At 64.5% G+C, this 15,664-nt stretch carries 15 protein-coding genes; 10 read left to right on the top strand and 5 right to left on the bottom strand.

All coding sequences use genetic code 11. The annotated features are described in order from the left end of the window. Positions 1 to 17: 17 nt before the first annotated feature. Positions 18 to 248 carry a hypothetical protein gene (locus CU_RS10940; protein WP_231837614.1) on the bottom strand — a complete coding sequence of 77 codons (231 nt, stop codon included), beginning with the start codon at positions 246 to 248 and terminating at the stop codon, positions 18 to 20. A gap of 51 nt (positions 249 to 299) precedes the next feature. Here CU_RS10940 and CU_RS05710 point away from each other — a divergent pair, with 51 nt between their 5' ends. The 4 genes from CU_RS05710 to CU_RS05695 all read left to right on the top strand — a co-directional run bounded on the left by CU_RS05710 (position 300) and on the right by CU_RS05695 (position 3,972). After that, a complete protein-coding gene (locus CU_RS05710; protein ID WP_012360381.1) occupies positions 300 to 638 on the top strand; it encodes a hypothetical protein in 339 nt (112 codons plus the stop codon). A 10-nt stretch (positions 639 to 648) separates the two neighbouring features. Further along, positions 649 to 1,257 (top strand): dephospho-CoA kinase, encoded by a 609-nt coding sequence (gene coaE / locus CU_RS05705; RefSeq protein ID WP_012360380.1) that lies wholly within the window; start codon positions 649 to 651, stop codon positions 1,255 to 1,257. Between the two features lie 137 nt (positions 1,258 to 1,394). Continuing rightward, positions 1,395 to 3,527 (top strand): excinuclease ABC subunit UvrB, encoded by a 2,133-nt coding sequence (gene uvrB / locus CU_RS05700; RefSeq protein ID WP_012360379.1) that lies wholly within the window; start codon positions 1,395 to 1,397, stop codon positions 3,525 to 3,527. 1 nt (position 3,528) lies between these two features. Further along, positions 3,529 to 3,972 carry a universal stress protein gene (locus CU_RS05695; protein WP_012360378.1) on the top strand — a complete coding sequence of 148 codons (444 nt, stop codon included), beginning with the start codon at positions 3,529 to 3,531 and terminating at the stop codon, positions 3,970 to 3,972. Positions 3,973 to 4,112: 140 nt separating this feature from the next. Here CU_RS05695 and CU_RS05690 read toward each other — a convergent pair whose 3' ends face one another. The 4 genes from CU_RS05690 to CU_RS05675 form a co-directional block, all read right to left on the bottom strand. Further along, a complete protein-coding gene (locus CU_RS05690; protein WP_012360377.1) occupies positions 4,113 to 5,048 on the bottom strand; it encodes a CAP domain-containing protein in 936 nt (311 codons plus the stop codon). A 139-nt stretch (positions 5,049 to 5,187) separates the two neighbouring features. Further along, positions 5,188 to 7,572: a HelD family protein gene (locus CU_RS05685; RefSeq protein WP_012360376.1), complete on the bottom strand. Its 2,385-nt coding sequence runs from the start codon at positions 7,570 to 7,572 to the stop codon at positions 5,188 to 5,190. A 21-nt stretch (positions 7,573 to 7,593) separates the two neighbouring features. After that, positions 7,594 to 8,328 (bottom strand): DoxX family membrane protein, encoded by a 735-nt coding sequence (locus CU_RS05680; RefSeq protein WP_012360375.1) that lies wholly within the window; start codon positions 8,326 to 8,328, stop codon positions 7,594 to 7,596. A 103-nt stretch (positions 8,329 to 8,431) separates the two neighbouring features. Continuing rightward, entirely contained in the window at positions 8,432 to 9,115 is a 684-nt protein-coding gene (locus tag CU_RS05675; protein WP_012360374.1) for an MBL fold metallo-hydrolase, read from the bottom strand. A gap of 105 nt (positions 9,116 to 9,220) precedes the next feature. Between CU_RS05675 and uvrA the strand changes: the two genes are divergently transcribed. The 6 genes from uvrA to pheS all read left to right on the top strand — a co-directional run bounded on the left by uvrA (position 9,221) and on the right by pheS (position 15,632). Next, positions 9,221 to 12,073 carry an excinuclease ABC subunit UvrA gene (uvrA, locus tag CU_RS05670; RefSeq protein ID WP_012360373.1) on the top strand — a complete coding sequence of 951 codons (2,853 nt, stop codon included), beginning with the start codon at positions 9,221 to 9,223 and terminating at the stop codon, positions 12,071 to 12,073. A gap of 249 nt (positions 12,074 to 12,322) precedes the next feature. After that, positions 12,323 to 12,847 (top strand): translation initiation factor IF-3, encoded by a 525-nt coding sequence (infC, locus tag CU_RS05665; protein WP_081477610.1) that lies wholly within the window; start codon positions 12,323 to 12,325, stop codon positions 12,845 to 12,847. A gap of 39 nt (positions 12,848 to 12,886) precedes the next feature. Then, positions 12,887 to 13,081, top strand: a complete 195-nt coding sequence (rpmI, locus tag CU_RS05660; protein WP_012360370.1) for a 50S ribosomal protein L35 — start codon at positions 12,887 to 12,889, stop codon at positions 13,079 to 13,081. 65 nt (positions 13,082 to 13,146) lie between these two features. Next, positions 13,147 to 13,530, top strand: a complete 384-nt coding sequence (gene rplT, locus CU_RS05655) for a 50S ribosomal protein L20 (RefSeq protein WP_012360369.1) — start codon at positions 13,147 to 13,149, stop codon at positions 13,528 to 13,530. A gap of 192 nt (positions 13,531 to 13,722) precedes the next feature. Next, positions 13,723 to 14,532, top strand: coding sequence for a TrmH family RNA methyltransferase (locus tag CU_RS05650; RefSeq protein ID WP_012360368.1), 810 nt, complete (start codon positions 13,723 to 13,725; stop codon positions 14,530 to 14,532). A 92-nt stretch (positions 14,533 to 14,624) separates the two neighbouring features. Beyond that, a complete protein-coding gene (gene pheS / locus CU_RS05645; protein ID WP_095075322.1) occupies positions 14,625 to 15,632 on the top strand; it encodes a phenylalanine--tRNA ligase subunit alpha in 1,008 nt (335 codons plus the stop codon). Positions 15,633 to 15,664: the final 32 nt, after the last annotated feature.

Genomic DNA, 15,664 nt, shown 5'->3' with positions numbered 1-15,664 from the left:
GCCGCCGGGGATGCCCTTCAACCACGAGGGGCCGAGGAGCCCGAGGAGCTGCCGCTGGAGCCCAACGCTGCCGCTGTGTCGGAGCTGCCGGGGGACCAGGCCGAGCACGGCCCAGCGGCGTGCGCGGTGCCAGCGGAGCCGATCATCACCGAGAAGGAGGACGTGGCGAGGGCGGCGACCAGCAACGCCGTCCTGGTTCCACGGCGGGTGAAAGGGGAAGGGCTGCGATGCCCGGAGAGAACAGTCATGGTGTTAATTCAATCACAACGGGGATCTTCAAGTGATGTAGCTTTAGGAGCATGAATCTTTTTCGGAAACGCGCCACCGTTGCGCTGGCCGCAGCTCTCGCTCTCTCGGCAGGTGTCGGCGGCGGGGCAGCGCCGGCAAAGGCTGAGGAAGCCCAGCCACTCCCAGACATCGAACGGCCCACTGCAGGTTCGGGCGGATCTTTGATGCTCAACCCGAAGAACTGCAAGAAGCTCAAGGCACAGTCGGACGAGATAGCTGGCCAGTGGCAGCAGGCAGTGACCGACGGCGATTTTTATACGGCAAATCAGCTGCGCGTGGACTACACCAACGTGACCGTCTCGTGGGCACAGTGCCTGCAGTCGGCTAATCGCCTGCTCCTGAGCTCTTAGGATTGAAGCAATGTTTCTCATCGGACTCACCGGTGGCATCGGCTCCGGGAAAACGACCGTCGCCAGTCGGCTGAAGACCCTCGGTGCCCGGATCGTCGACGCCGATAAGATCGCCCGCGAGATCGTCGAACCCGGCGAACCCGCCCTCGCGGAGCTGGCTGAGGCCTTCGACGGGGTACTCAACGCGGACGGCACCCTCAACCGTGCCGAGCTCGCCCGGCAGGCCTTCGCCACCCCGGAGGCCACCGAGAAGCTGAACTCCATCACCCACCCCCGCATCCGGGAACGCACCCTCGAGCGCTTCGCCCAGGCCCGCACTGAGGCCGTGCCGGTGCTCGTCTACGACATGCCGCTGCTCATCGAAAACGGCGAGTATAAGAAGACGGACCACGTGCTCGTCGTTGACGCGGCGGACGAGATCCGCATCGACCGCCTGGTCAACTCCCGAGGCCTGGACGAGGAGGACGCCCGCCGCCGCATCGCGGCGCAGATCAGCCGTGAGGAGCGCCTCGCCGCCGCGGACTCCGTGGTGGATAACTCCGGCACCCGGGATCAGCTCCTCCAGCAGGTCGACACCTTCTGGGAGCAGGTCGTCGCGCCACAGCTCGGCGAGAAATAATCCAGCGGCTCGGACGGCAGTAACCCCCGGGCGCGTACCGCGACCCTGCCCCAGCCATCGCAGTGCCTGCCAGCCGGCCGCCCAGCCACACCTCAGCCCGGTGGCTGCCCACCACGTGGGCTGCCTAGGATAGACACATGGCTTTTGCAGCAGAGCGTCCCGAGCTGTCCTACTCCGAATTCCGCCCCGTGGGGGAGGTCGAGCGCAGCGATGCCAAATTCGAGGTCATTAGCGAGTACGAACCCGCGGGCGACCAGCCAGCCGCCATCGCGGAACTCGACGAGCGGCTGAACCGCGGCGAACGCGACGTCGTCCTCATGGGCGCGACCGGTACGGGTAAGTCGGCGACCGCAGCCTGGCTGATCGAGCAACAGCAGCGCCCCACCCTGGTCATGGCGCCGAATAAGACCCTCGCCGCGCAGCTGGCTAACGAGCTGCGCTCCCTGCTGCCGAATAACGCGGTGGAGTACTTCGTGTCCTACTACGACTACTACCAACCCGAGGCTTATATCGCGCAGACCGATACCTATATCGAGAAGGACTCCTCGATCAACGACGACGTCGAGCGCCTGCGCCATTCCGCGACCTCCGCGCTGCTGTCCCGCCGCGACGTGGTCGTCGTCAGCTCCGTGTCCTGCATCTACGGCCTGGGTACCCCGCAGTCCTACCTGGACCGCTCCGTCGTCCTGCGGGTGGACGAGGAAGTCGACCGCGACCAGTTCCTCCGCCTACTCGTCGACATCCAGTACGACCGCAACGACGTCTCCTTCACCCGCGGTGCCTTCCGCGTGAAGGGCGATACGGTGGACATCATCCCGGCCTACGAGGAGCTCGCCGTCCGCGTCGAGTTCTTCGGGGACGACGTCGACGCGCTGTACTACATTCACCCGCTGACCGGCGACGTGATCCGCGAAGTGGATGAACTGCGCATCTTCCCGGCCACCCACTACGTCGCTGGGCCGGAGCGGATGGAAAAGGCGATGCAGGCCATCCGGGAGGAGCTGGCGGAGCGCCTGGAGGACTTGGAGAACCGCGGCAAGCTGCTGGAGGCGCAGCGGCTGCGGATGCGCACGGAATACGACCTCGAAATGATCCAGCAGGTGGGCTTCACCAGCGGCATCGAGAACTACTCCCGGCACATCGACGGCCGACCCGCCGGCAGTGCCCCGGCGACGCTGATCGACTACTTCCCGGAGGACTTCCTCACGATCATCGACGAGTCCCACGTGACGGTGCCGCAAATCGGCGGCATGTTCGAGGGCGACATGTCCCGCAAGCGCAACCTGGTCGAGCACGGATTCCGCCTGCCCAGCGCGCTCGATAACCGACCGCTGACCTGGGAAGAATTCGACGACCGCAAGGGCCAGTGCGTGTACATGTCCGCCACCCCGGGGGATTACGAGATCGCCGCGGCCCAGGGCGAGTTCGTGGAGCAGGTGATTCGCCCAACCGGCCTGGTGGACCCGAAGGTGGAGGTGCGCCCCACGGAGGGGCAGATCGACGACCTTATCGAGGAGATCCGCAAGCGCACGGATAAGGACGAGCGCGTGCTCGTCACCACCCTCACCAAGCGCATGGCCGAGGACCTCACCGACTACCTGCTGGAACACGGCGTGCGGGTGCGCTACATGCACTCGGATATCGATACCCTCAAGCGCGTGGAGCTGCTGCGGCAGCTACGCCTCGGGGAGTTCGACGTGCTGGTGGGCATCAACCTGCTGCGCGAGGGCCTCGACCTGCCGGAGGTCTCCCTGGTCGCGATCCTGGATGCGGATAAGGAAGGCTTCCTGCGCTCCACCCGCTCACTGATCCAGACGATCGGCCGTGCCGCCCGAAACGTCTCTGGTGAGGTCATCATGTACGCCGATAACGTCACCGAGTCGATGAGCAACGCGATCGACGAGACAGAGCGGCGCCGGGCGAAGCAGATCGCCTATAACGAGGAGCACGGCATCGACCCCCAGCCACTGCGCAAGAAGATCGCCGACATCCTGGACCAGGTCGAGGAATTCTCCGAAGGCTACGGCGAGCCGGGCAGCGAGGTTGCGGGTTCTGCCTCGACTGGCGTGGAGGGGGACATGGCCACCTTCGGCCGAGCGGAAGACCGCGGCGACATGGCCCGCCCACAGCTGGAAAAGCTCATCGAAGGCCTCACCGCGCAGATGAAGGAATCCGCACGAGAGCTGAAATTCGAGCTGGCCGGCCGGCTGCGTGATGAAATTGCGGACCTGAATAAGGAACTTCGGGGCATGAAGGAAGCTGGCCTATAGAATGAAGAGCATGTTCTCAAAGATCGTCGTTGGCACTGATGGATCCAAATCCTCCCACCTCGCCGTCCGGCGTGCGGCGGGAATCGCAGCGGCTTTTAGCTCGGAGCTGGTGCTCGCGTCGGCGTACTTCGCCAAGGAGGCTGACACCCAGGCCTCGCGCCGGGATGAGTCCTCGCCGGTCGTGGGGGACGAGCACGCCGAGGAAGTGCTGGGCTCCGCGATGGAGGTCGCCCGCGAGGAGGGGGCCGAGAAGGTGCGCGCCGTGCTGCGGGAGGGCGCCCCGGTGGACGCGCTCATGGCCGTGGTGACCGAGGAGAAAGCCGACCTGCTCGTGGTGGGTAACCGGGGGATTAACTCCCTCACCGGCCGCCTGCTGGGCTCGGTTCCGGCCGATGTGGCCCGCCAGTCCGACTGCGACGTGATGATCGTCCACACCGTCGGCTAGGCGCGCAACTGGATCCTTAGACGCGCCGCGCCAGCGTTCGCATCGGACTCGCCGCTAGCGCGCGGACGCTAGGGGCAAGGTAGCGAAGAACCCCGCGGAAAATTTTCCGCGGGGTTCAGGCTTGCGCAGAGGCTGCCGACTTAGCGGGGCAGGAACTGCTGGATCGCCATCCAGATGCTGCCCAGGATCGAGATGGTGCCCAGGATGATGCTGATGATCATGCCGATGTCGCCACTGGACCCAGAGGTGCCGCCTGGGTTGGTGATGCCAGAAGGGAATTGGCCCGGAGCGTTGTCCTTAACTCCCGTGACATCCCTTCGGTCACCGGCAGCATTATAAAGCCAGGTGTTGTAGGTCTTGTTCGGGGTGTTGGACTCATTCGCGAGGGCCTTCGCTGGTGCAACGCCCGAGAGCCCCGCGATGACGGTGTCGACAGAGCCCTGACCGTTCTTACGACCACTGACTCGACCAAATCCGTAGTATGTGTTTTCCGGATTAATGAGCGTGTGCAGGTGGCCACTCTGAGCATTCGCCTCGCCCTTGCTTGCATTGAGTGCTCGAAGTTCTCCATGGCCCCAGTACTTGACGATCGCGTCAGAGAGAGTGACACCGGTCCCGGTCATGAGGATTTCGCCGTTCGAACGACGACCGTTTCGCGTGGCGTCCCAGATGTTCCCGCCGTTGGGGCGAGTGTGTGCGGGCTCGAAACGGTGGACCTGTTCGGAAGCGCGCTGAATAGCCATCCACGTGAGGTCGCTATCAATCGAGACGTTGCTGATGTAGTCAGTCTTGCTCCAACCCTTGGCCCGCACAACATCGCGAAGCTTCGTTCCAGTGGATCCGTTGACGCTGAGGTAAGGGTTCAGGTTCCACATCTCCTCGCGGAGCTGACGGACGGCTCGGAGACCCTCCGTGCGTGCGAGGCTTGGGTTGAATTGGGCCTGGAGCGCCGAGAACTGGCTCTGGCTTACACCGAGTTCCACCCCGGTGGTTGGGTCCGGAGCCGCGTTGGCGATGGCGGTGGGGAAGGCGAGGGAGAGGACCGTGGCGGTGGCGACGGCGAGCTTGCGCTTCATGCTCATTCCTTAAAGTGCTGGCTCCGGTGAGAGGAGCGGGTGAGTGGATTGAATGAGATTATAGCCAGCTAAGAGCCTTTTAAGAATTTGTTGATCACTTGGTCATGCCGCCGCGCTAAAAAGAACCTGACCTGCGCGCTTAACCCTGATCCCAGGGCAGTGGCTGGTCCGCGAACACGCTCAAACCCTGGGTCGCACGGGTGATTGCCACGTAGAGGTCCTGCAGTCCCTGTGGGGAGGCAGCGACGATCGCGGCGGGCTCGATGAGCACGACCTCGTCGAACTCCAGGCCCTTCGCCTCGGCGGTGCTGACCACCAGCACCTCCGCGTCGATGCCGACCAGGTCAGAGCCCAGCGCATCGCCCAAGGCCGCAGTCACCTTCCCGCGTGCCCACTCAAGGTCCGCATCGCTGGCGATGATCCCCACCAGGCCCTCGCCGGCCCGCCGCGCGATCTCGGGCAGCGCGTCGGCCAACTTCGTCCGCGCCGCATAAGCCACACCCGTGCCGGTGCCGCGCAGCGCGATCGCGGGCTCCTGATCCGCGGCGATCTCGGGGAGCAACTGATTGGCCACGTCCGCGATGTCCTGCGGCGTGCGGTAGTTCACGCTGAGTTCCTTCAGCTCCCAGCGATCCGACACATAAGGGGCCAGGGTCTCGCCCCAGGAGGCCACACCCGCCGGGTTTCCCGTTTGTGCCGGATCACCAACCACGGTCATCCACCGGTTGGGGGAGCGGCGGAAGATCATCCGCCAGTCCATCTCCGAAAGCTCCTGGGCTTCGTCCACGATGACGTGGCCGAAGGCCCAGCGCAGGTCCTGGGCGGCACGCTGCGCCGTGCTGCGCGCGTCGCGTACTCGCTGGCGACCCGCTAGCTGCTCGGCGTCGATGACGTCATAGGCCATGAGGATCTCCGGGGCGAAGCCATCGTCCAAGTCCTGGGTCGCCGAGCCCGTGAGGATGTCCAGCGCGTCCTGGGCCTCCGCGATCTTCGCCAGCCACTCCTCACGCTCCGCCTTCTCGGCCGCCTCGTCGTCGATGATGCCCAGCATGTCCGCCAGTTCGTCGAGCAGCGGCGCATCTGCGGCAGTCCACAGGATCTGGCCACCGTCCAGCTCCACCGGCGGGGTGGCCTGCAGCCCGCGGATCGTGTCCTCGTCGTACTCCGAGGCGATCTCCTCGGCATGCTCGTACAGGTCGGCCAGTACCTGCTCCGGCGTGAGTTCCGGCCAGAACTCGTCCAACGCTGCCACCACCGCGGGCTCCTCGCGCAGGTCATCGCGCAGGCTGGTGCGGTCTTCCGCGGTCAGCAAGTTCTCCCCGCCGAGGGGGTCGCGCCCGATCGTCTGCGCCAACGCATCCGCCAGGGAACTGATCGCATGATCCACGAACAGTGGCCGGGCCTGGTTGTGGGGCTTGCGGCTACGTCGCGCCCGGGTGCGGGCGGCGCGGACCATCTTCGGGCTCAACTCCACGGCCACGCCATCTACCATGAAATCGCGCGGCTGCTCCGGCACCTGCTGCCAGGACTGCACCGCCAGCTTCAGGATGTGCAGCATCTCCGCGCTGCCCTTGACCTCACGGGCCAGCAGGCTCGGTTCGGGCCGCGTCTTCACCCCCGGCAGGAGCGTGCCCGGGGTCGCCAGCACCACGCCGGTCTCACCCAGGGAGGGCAGCACCTGCGAGATGTAGTCCAGGAAGCGCGCATTCGGGCCGACGATGAGCACGCCCGTCTTCGCGAGCTGCTCGCGCCACGTGTACAGCAGGTAGGCCGCGCGGTGCAGCGCGACCGCGGTCTTCCCGGTCCCCGGCGCACCCTGGACGACGGTGACGGAGCGGTGCTCGCTGCGGATGATGGCGTCCTGCTCCGCGGCGATGGTCTCCACGATGTCGCCCATCCGCGTGCTGCGGGCCGCGTTCACCGCGTCCAACAGCGCGGCCTCCTGAGCCACCCCTCCCGCCGCGGACGTCGTCTTTTCAGTTAAGGACGTCTGGTCCTCGCCGCGGGTGGTGAGCCGCTCATCGGCGACGTGGGTCACCTTCCGCCCGCGAGTCTTGATGTGGCGGCGCAGGTGCACCCCATCTGGGTGCAGGGTGGTGGCGAGGTAGAAGGGGCGGGCCATCGGTGCGCGCCAGTCCATCAGGAGGGTACGCATCTCGTCGTCGCGGGTGTGCAGCCCCAGCCGCCCGATATAGCGGCGGTCCAGATCGGGGGAGCCTGACACCGGATTCTCTGGCTCCTCATCGGCCACGTCGATGCGGCCGAACATCAGTCCGATCTCCGCGATGGACAGGTTATCCAGTCGCTGCGAGATGTCCTGGATCTCGCGGTCGCGGCGCATCAGCCCCTGCGGGTCATCGATATCTGCCGTGGCTCGGACGCTGGCCAGTCGCTTCTTCAGCGTGGCGGTCGTGGCGTCCACCTCAGCCAGCAGGTCATCGAGATGGTCCTGCTCGCTCGCGATGGCCTCTGCGAGCGAGCGGTCGGCATTATTCGTGGTGCCGCGAGATGCGGGGCTGGTCAATCTACCTCCGGTGCAACGGGCTTACTTGAGCTTCTTCGCCTTCTTCTTGGCCTTCTTTGCCTTCTTGGACAGGCCCTTCGTGCTGTCCTGCAGCTCCTCAGCAAAGGTCTCAGCATACGCGCTCGCCTGGTCGCGCACCTGGTAGGCGGTGTCGCGCCACTCGTCGGAGTGCTCGTCGACGTAGTCGCTCACAGCGCTCGCTGCAGAGGAGATGCTGTCCGAGGCCTCAGAAGCCAGCTCGCGGGCCTTCTCGGAGAAGTCGCTGGCGTAGTCCTGCGCGGTGGCGAGCATCTCCTGCTGCTGGGACTTGCCCGGCAGCGCCTGCTGCGCGCGCCATGCCAGGCCCGGCTTGCCGGCAGTGTCCTCGGCGGCGATCAACAGACCACCCAGCAGGCCGACGTCCGCCAGGAGGGTGGTCAGCTGGGTGTTCTGGCCGCCCTTGCCGGCGACGTTCTTGATGTCGTGGCGGGTCAGGATCGCAGGCAGGTGTGCGGCTGCGAGCGCTGCGGCGGCCAGGCGCGGCGCCTTACCGCGGGCCAGCAGGGCAGCGGCGGCGATCTTGGTGCCACCCGCGATGCGCACGTTGGTTTCCGCGTCACGTGGTAGCAGGCCAGCAGCCTGCGGTGGCAGAACCTTGCGCAGGGTGCCGGTCACAACCTCGGCGTTCTTCGCGTGATTCTGCGGGCTTTTCACCATCTGGACACCATCGGCGATGAATGCCGAAGCCATCAGGGGACGGGCGATCTTGCGAAGCATGAAGACTCCTTCGGTGTGGGTAGCAAGATAGCTGGAGTTTTATCCAGCGTTAGGGGATCAAGTCTACGCGAGTGGCCGGGCGCCAGCTGCGCGTTTCGCGGGATTACCAGCCCCGCTCGGCCCACTCCTCGACGTGCGGGGCCTCGTCGCCGACGGTGGTGCTGTCGCCGTGGCCGGGGTGCAGCCGCGTGCCGTCGGGCAGGCTGAACACCCGCTGCGTGACGTCCGAGAGCAGCTGCTGGAACTCCTCCGGGGAGTTCGTTTTGCCGACCCCGCCTGGGAACACGCTATCCCCGACGAACATGCGTGGGGCGTCTTCCGGCAGTTCCACGTGCACGGCGATGCCGCCCGGGGTGTGGCCCCGCAGCTCCACCGCAGTCATCTTCAACTCCGAGCAGTTACCCTTCAAACGCAGCAGCTCCGGGGTCCCTTCGTCGTTGCCGTAGACCTCATCGGCCGGGGCTGGCAGGTTGGTGGCCTCCTTGCGTGGTGCGTGGTGACGCGCACCCGTTGCCGCCAGAACCTCCTCCAGCGCCTGCACGTGGTCGCCATGCTGGTGGGTGGTGAGGACGTCGGTGATGGTCACCCGCAGCTGATCCGCCAGGGCCAGGATGTGCTCAGCGTCCGTAGCCGCGTCAATGAGCAGCGCGTTGCCGCCGCTGGCGATGAGGTAGACGTTGTTATCCATCTCGCCGACTGAGGTGCGCGCCACGATCGTGGCATCCGTGGAAATAATCTCGACATCTCGGGGGTTGGAAAGATGTCCGAACTCACTGACCTGTGACATATGCATGAACTCGAGCATATCTACTTGTCGTACAGTGGGAATGAACTCATCCTGAGCCCGCGCCACCCAGGCGCGGCTCAGGGACAAAGCCAAACAGGAGGACGAGTGGCAGAGAAGCTTTTGGTCCGCGGTGCACGCGAGCACAACCTCAAGGGGGTGGACCTCGAGCTGCCGAGGGACAAAATGATCGTCTTTACGGGGCTGTCCGGTTCCGGGAAGTCATCGCTGGCCTTCGACACCATCTTCGCTGAGGGGCAACGGCGCTACGTCGAGTCCCTGAGCTCCTATGCCCGCATGTTCCTCGGCCGCCTCGATAAGCCGGATGTGGACTTCATCGAAGGGCTCTCGCCGGCGGTCTCCATTGACCAGAAGTCGACCAACCACAACCCACGTTCCACCGTGGGTACCGTGACCGAGATCTTCGACTATCTGCGCCTGCTCTTCGCCCGCACCGGCACCCCGCACTGCCCGACGTGTGGCGAAGTGATCCAGCGGCAGACTCCGCAGGAAATCGTGGACCAGATCATGGCCATGGAAGCCGGAACCAAGTTCCAGGTCCTTGCGCCGGTCGTGCGCACCCGCAAGGGCGAATTCGTCGACCTCTTCGAGGAACTCGCTGCGGAAGGTTACGCCCGCGTCCGGGTCGACGGCGAGGTCCACCGCCTGACTGACCCACCGCAGCTGGAGAAGCAGGTCAAGCACGACATCGATGTCGTCATCGACCGCCTCCAGGTGAAGGAAAACCAGAAGCAGCGACTCACCGACTCCGTCGAGACGGCACTGCGCCGCGCGGACGGTGTCGTCGTCATCGAGTTCGTCGGTCTCGACGAGGACGATCCGAATCGTCAGCGGCGCTTCTCCGAGAAGATGGCCTGCCCCAACGGCCACGCCCTGCAGCTCGACGAGCTTGAGCCGCGCGCCTTTTCCTTCAACTCTCCGTTCGGTGCGTGCCCGGCCTGCGACGGCCTGGGCACGAAGCTTGAGGTTGATGAAATGCTCGTCATCCCGGACGAGGACGCGCCGCTGAATAAGGCCATCGCCCCGTGGACGTCCAGCCCGAACGCGCGCTACTTCGACAAGCTCATCACTGCGCTGTGCAAGGAACTGGACATTGACCCGAAGACTCCGTGGTCGGAGCTGACGAAGGCCGAGCAGAAGGCCGTCTTGAAGGGGCACCCCACCCCGATCAGCGTGAGCTACAAGAACCGTTATGGCCGCCAGCGTCGGTACAACGCACCCTTCGAGGGCGTGATGCCCTTCTTGAAGCGCAAGCTGGACCAGACCGACTCCGACTGGTCCAAGGACCGTTACCGCAGCTACATGCGCGAGGTAGCGTGCCCGACCTGTAACGGGGCGCGCCTGAAGCCGGAGGTGCTGGCTGTGACCATCGCCTCGGGGGATCGGGAGCTATCCATCGCGGGGGTGTCCGACCTCTCCATCGCCGATGCCAGCGAGTTCTTGGATAACCTCACGCTGAATAAGCGCCAGGAGATGATCGCCGGCGCGGTGCTGCGCGAAACACAGGCGCGCCTGAAGTTCCTGCTGGACGTCGGCCTGGACTACCTCGCCCTGTCCCGATCGGCGGGCACGCTCTCCGGTGGCGAGGCGCAACGTATCCGCCTGGCAACCCAGATTGGTGCGGGCCTGGCAGGCGTTCTCTACGTGCTGGACGAGCCTTCGATCGGTCTGCACCAACGGGATAACGCCCGGTTGATCACGACCCTGGAGAACCTCCGCGACCTGGGGAATACCCTGATCGTCGTCGAGCACGATGAGGACACGATTCGTGCGGCGGACTGGCTGGTGGATATCGGACCAAACGCCGGCGAGTACGGCGGGCATATCGTCTACTCCGGCGGGCCCGAGGGCATCACGGGTGCCGAACGCTCGCTGACCGGTGACTACCTCGCCGGGCGCCGGGTTCTGGCGGTGCCGGAATCCCGCCGCGAGATCGATAGTGAGCGGATGCTCACGATCCACGGGGCGCAGGAAAATAACCTCAAGAAGGTGGACGTTTCGATCCCGCTCGGTGTGATGACCTGCATCACCGGCGTGTCGGGTTCGGGCAAATCTTCCCTCGTCAACGGCATTCTGGCGCGGTCGCTGGCTAATCAGCTCAACGGTGCCCGCCTGGTGCCGGGGCGCCACAAGAAGGTCAGCGGACTCGACCAGCTGGACAAGCTCGTGCAGGTCGACCAGAGCCCGATCGGGCGCACCCCGCGCTCTAATCCCGCGACCTATACCGGTGTTTTCGACAAGGTGCGCAAGCTCTTCGCGGAAACTACGGAGGCGAAGGTGCGCGGTTACACGGCCGGGCGCTTCAGCTTCAACGTCAAGGGCGGGCGATGCGAGGCCTGCCACGGCGACGGCACGCTGAAGATCGAGATGAACTTCCTGCCAGATGTCTACGTGCCCTGTGAGGTCTGCGACGGTGCCCGGTACAACCGCGAAACGCTCGAGGTGAAGTACAAGGGCAAGAACATCGCCGAGGTCCTCGACATGCCGATCTCCGAAGCGGCGGAGTTCTTCGAGCCGATCACGGCGATCGCACGCTACCTCAATACGCTCGTGGATGTTGGTCTGGGCTACGTGCGTCTTGGCCAGGCGGCCACCACGCTGTCTGGCGGTGAGGCGCAGCGTGTGAAGCTCGCAGCCGAGCTGCAGAAGCGCTCCAACGGGCGGACGATCTACATCCTCGACGAGCCGACTACCGGTCTGCACTTTGAGGACATCCGTAAGCTCATGCTTGTTCTGCAGGGCTTGGTGGACAAGGGCAATACGGTGCTGATCATCGAGCACAACCTGGATGTCATTAAGTCCGCAGACTGGATCATCGACATGGGCCCGGAGGGCGGCTCGGGTGGCGGCACAGTCGTGGCCCAGGGAACCCCGGAGGAGGTTGCGAAGGTCGCCGGCTCCCACACCGCGACATACCTCGCGCCCATGTTGCCCGCCTAAGATCTGCGTGCTATATTCATGAGCACTACCGCTTGTCGTGTGTCGACAAGCTGCAAGTGGAGTTCTTTTTCTCCCACCTTAGACCGCCGTCACTGGTTGGGCTCGGGTCCAAAGCGAGGCTTTATCCTCGCAGCCTCTTCCGTATGGTTGAAGGGGGCTTTTATTTGGGCGCTCCGGCGCGGGGGATTTTATAGGGCTTCACAAGCAGTTGCGGTAAAGATCACTTACTACTGCTACTGAGGAGTTCACATCAGCGCTGAAGCTCGCATCAACGACCGAATTCGAGTCCCCGAGGTCCGACTCGTCGGTCCCAACGGTGAACAGGTCGGCATTGTCAAGACGGACGATGCTCGCAAACTGGCCTATGAAGCAGACCTCGATCTTGTAGAGGTTGCGCCGAACGCGAAGCCGCCTGTGGCCAAGATCATGGACTACGGCAAGTTCAAGTACGAACAGGCTCAGAAGGCCCGCGAGGCTCGACGTAATCAGCAGCAGACTGTGGTCAAGGAGCAGAAGTTCCGCCCGAAGATCGATGACCACGACTACGAGACCAAGAAGGGTAACGTCGTTCGTTTCCTGGAGAAGGGTTCGAAGGTCAAGGTCACGATCATGTTCCGTGGTCGCGAGCAGTCCCGCCCCGAGCTGGGCTTCCGCCTCCTGGAGCGTCTTGCCGCTGACGTTGAGGAAGTCGGTCAGGTTGAGTCCCGTCCGAAGCAGGACGGTCGCAACATGACGATGGTTCTCGGCCCCGTCCGCAACAAGGGCAAGAAGTAGTCTCAGTAGTTCACAAACGTTGCTAGAGGATTTTCACCAATGAAGCAGAAGACGCACAAGGGTACCGCTAAGCGCATCAAGGTCACCGGTTCCGGCAAGCTCCGTCGCGAGCGCGCCTACCGACGCCACCTTCTTGAGGGCAAGCCGTCCACCCGCACCCGCCGCCTGAAGGGCACCACCGACGTGTCCGCAGCCGACAACAAGCGCATGAAGCGCCTGCTGGGCAAGGCTTAATAACCTTAAGCCTCCCCCTTTTCTCGACATACTAAAGAACAACCTGAAGTAAAGGACGTATCACCGTGGCACGTGTCAAGCGCTCTGTGAACGCAAAGAAGAAGCGTCGCGAAGTACTCAATTCTGCGAAGGGCTACCGGGGCCAGCGCTCCCGCCTGTACCGCAAGGCGAAGGAGCAGATGCTCCACTCCAAGACCTACGCCTTCCGCGACCGTCGCGCCCGCAAGGGTGAGTTCCGCAAGCTGTGGATCCAGCGCATCAACGCCGCTGCTCGTCAGAACGACATGACCTACAACCGCCTGATCCAGGGCCTGAAGCTGGCCGAGATCGAGGTCGACCGCAAGGTCCTGGCCGAGCTGGCTGTCTCCGACGCTGCTGCCTTCACCGCACTGTGCGAGGCTGCAAAGGCTGCTCTGCCGGAGGACGTCAACGCACCGGCAGCTTCCTAAAGCCAGCCGAGGCGTTAAGCCTCTTCCCGCCTTCGACGCGCATCGCGTCGGGGGCGGTTTTTCATGTCTACATCGCATACTGTGCGTGCAATGGAGCTGGGCGCCTAGCAGTGAAGTGTCCCAACAGGGGAGGGCCGGGCAGCGGGGCACCACTGTCATCGCCCCACAGCAACCCGACTAGGCTGTAAAGCCATGGAGATGTTCACTGAACGCACGCCCCGCATTGTCAATGCCGCCAAGCTGCACCGCGCCGCGACCCGGCGCAAGACCGGCCGTTTCCTCGCCGAGGGGGAAAACGCCGTCACCGCCGCGCTTGCTCGGGGCGAGGTCCTTGACCTCTACGTCACCGAGGCTGCGTGGGAACGTTTTCCTTTCCTTCAGGACGTCACCAGCACCCACGTCCACCTGATCACCGAACGCGCGGCCGATCACCTCTCCGAGACGGTCACCCACACCGGCCTGTTCGCCCTCTGCGCAAACCAGATGGTCGACGACGATGCCCTCATCGCTAGCGCCGTCAAGAACAGCCCACTCATTGCTGTGCCCGTCGAGACGAACGAGCCCGGGAACGCGGGAACCATCATCCGTGTCGCCGATGCTTTCGGCGCCGGGGGAGTCCTCTTCGCGGGAAATACCGTGGATCCGCAGGGTGGCAAGGCGGTGCGCGCATCAGCCGGAAGCCTGTTCAACCTGCCGGTCGCCCGCAACACCTCGGTGGTGGAGGTCGTCGAGAAACTCCACGAGGCGGAGTTCCAGATCCTCGCTACCGCAGCGGACGGGGATGTCAACCTCCACGAGGCGGCCGACCCCGCCAATGGCATGCTCGCCCAGCCCACCGCATGGCTTTTCGGCAACGAGGCGCACGGGCTGGGGGACTGGCTCGACCTTGCGGATATCCGGGTGAGTATCCCGATGCAAGGGCAGGCTGAATCGCTGAACCTCGCCACGGCGGCAAGTGTGTGCCTTTACGAATCCTCCAAAGCACAGATTGCTAAGCTGTAGCCTGAAATAGTCGTTTTACGTGTTGCGAGGAGCCCCCGTTGTCGGAATCCCCAGTGTCGCCTGAGGCTGCTGTAGAAATCTCTGAAGAGTCGATGGGGGCTGCGGCCGAAGCCGCCGAGAAGGCCTTTACCTCCGCGACCAACCTCGAGGAACTCGCCGAGGCCCGTCGTGCGCACCTCGGCGACGACGCTCCGATCCCCGCTGCCCGCCGTTCCCTCGGCTCCCTGCCGAAGGATCAGCGCAAGGACGCTGGCCGCATCGTCAACATGGCACGCGGCCGCGTCGAGAAGCTCTTCGCCCAGGTGAAGGCCGAGCTGGAGGAGAAGCGCAACCAGGAGGCGCTGCGCGCCGAGCGCATCGACGTCACCCAGCCCACCACCCGCGGCCAGGTTGGCGCCCAGCACCCGATCACGATCCTCAACGAGCAGATCGCGGACATCTTCGTCGGCATGGGCTGGGAAATCGCCGATGGTCCGGAGGTCGAGGCGGAGTACTTCAACTTCGACTCCCTGAACTTCATCCCGGACCACCCGGCCCGCACCCTCCAGGACACCTTCCACATCGCACCGCAAGGTTCCCGCCAGGTGCTGCGCACCCACACCTCCCCGGTGCAGATGCGCACCATGCTCTCCCGCGAGGTACCGGTCTACATCGCCTGCCCAGGCCGTGTGTTCCGCACCGACGAGCTGGACGCCACCCACACCCCGGTCTTCCACCAGGTCGAGGGGCTGGCCGTGGACAAGGGCCTGACCATGGCCCACCTCAAGGGAACCCTGGACCACCTCGCGAAGTCCCTGTTCGGACCGAACACCAAGACCCGCATCCGCCCGAACTACTTCCCATTCACCGAGCCCTCCGCCGAGGTCGACGTCTGGTTCGAGGATAAGAAGGGCGGCGCCGGCTGGATCGAGTGGGGTGGCTGCGGCATGGTCAACCCCAACGTCCTTATCGCTGCAGGAATCGACCCGGAGGAGTACTCGGGCTTCGCCTTCGGCATGGGCATCGAGCGCACCCTGCAGTTCCGCAACGGGCTGCCTGACATGCGTGACATGGTGGAAGGCGACGTCCGTTTCACCCTGCCATTCGGGGTCCGCGGCTAAGCCCCGCTTTACCCCGCCGCCACAACAAACTC

This window comes from Corynebacterium urealyticum DSM 7109 (assembly GCF_000069945.1).
Taxonomy (GTDB): domain Bacteria; phylum Actinomycetota; class Actinomycetes; order Mycobacteriales; family Mycobacteriaceae; genus Corynebacterium; species Corynebacterium urealyticum.
The sequence above is the reverse complement of the archived record's forward strand: the minus strand, read 5'-3'. Positions and strand labels throughout refer to the sequence as shown.

Excerpts from the sequence above, each read along its gene's own strand:
- coaE (WP_012360380.1), top strand. The coding sequence starts at position 649 with ATGTTTCTCATCGGACTCACCGGTGGCATCGGCTCCGGGAAAACGACC.
- CU_RS10940 (WP_231837614.1), bottom strand. The coding sequence starts at position 248 with ATGACTGTTCTCTCCGGGCATCGCAGCCCTTCCCCTTTCACCCGCCGT.
- CU_RS05695 (WP_012360378.1), top strand. The coding sequence starts at position 3,529 with ATGAAGAGCATGTTCTCAAAGATCGTCGTTGGCACTGATGGATCCAAA.
- CU_RS05680 (WP_012360375.1), bottom strand. The coding sequence starts at position 8,328 with ATGCTTCGCAAGATCGCCCGTCCCCTGATGGCTTCGGCATTCATCGCC.
- CU_RS05690 (WP_012360377.1), bottom strand. The coding sequence starts at position 5,048 with ATGAAGCGCAAGCTCGCCGTCGCCACCGCCACGGTCCTCTCCCTCGCC.
- CU_RS05675 (WP_012360374.1), bottom strand. The coding sequence starts at position 9,115 with ATGTCACAGGTCAGTGAGTTCGGACATCTTTCCAACCCCCGAGATGTC.
- CU_RS05650 (WP_012360368.1), top strand. The coding sequence starts at position 13,723 with ATGGAGATGTTCACTGAACGCACGCCCCGCATTGTCAATGCCGCCAAG.
- CU_RS05710 (WP_012360381.1), top strand. The coding sequence starts at position 300 with ATGAATCTTTTTCGGAAACGCGCCACCGTTGCGCTGGCCGCAGCTCTC.
- pheS (WP_095075322.1), top strand. The coding sequence starts at position 14,625 with ATGGGGGCTGCGGCCGAAGCCGCCGAGAAGGCCTTTACCTCCGCGACC.
- uvrB (WP_012360379.1), top strand. The coding sequence starts at position 1,395 with ATGGCTTTTGCAGCAGAGCGTCCCGAGCTGTCCTACTCCGAATTCCGC.
- rpmI (WP_012360370.1), top strand. The coding sequence starts at position 12,887 with ATGAAGCAGAAGACGCACAAGGGTACCGCTAAGCGCATCAAGGTCACC.